The sequence below is a fragment of the Mesorhizobium sp. M8A.F.Ca.ET.181.01.1.1 genome (genome assembly GCF_004792025.1).
Lineage (GTDB): Bacteria > Pseudomonadota > Alphaproteobacteria > Rhizobiales > Rhizobiaceae > Mesorhizobium.
On the sequence record NZ_SRTV01000349.1, the window covers coordinates 1 to 279 of the forward strand.

Annotated in this window: 1 protein-coding gene; it reads right to left on the reverse strand. The window is 47.0% G+C overall.

What is annotated here, in order from left to right:
* Nucleotides 1-62: 62 nt before the first annotated feature.
* The coding region (locus EN824_RS35785) for a hypothetical protein (protein ID WP_210236414.1) at nt 63-279 on the reverse strand (217 nt) is incomplete at its 5' end.

The following is a 279-nucleotide window of genomic DNA, read 5'->3' on the forward strand; positions in this document are numbered from 1 at the left end:
TTTCGGTCGCGATCTGACAGTCTGGCGAAATGAACAATCTGGCTTGCCATGATGATTTCTCCTTAGCCGCCAATATGGCGACCAAGACCTGTAACTGCAATAACTGAAAGTGTGGGTTGGTTTGCGATGGCGGTGATGGAGCACTCCTTCAGAGCGCCGGTTCGATTCCATTCAAGGCAACAGAAACCCACAATTACCCGTTTCCTTCTTAGAGTACGACGTGAAAACGATATCATTTCTGTGGTAATGATATCGCAATGAAAACGTTGATAGGATCGG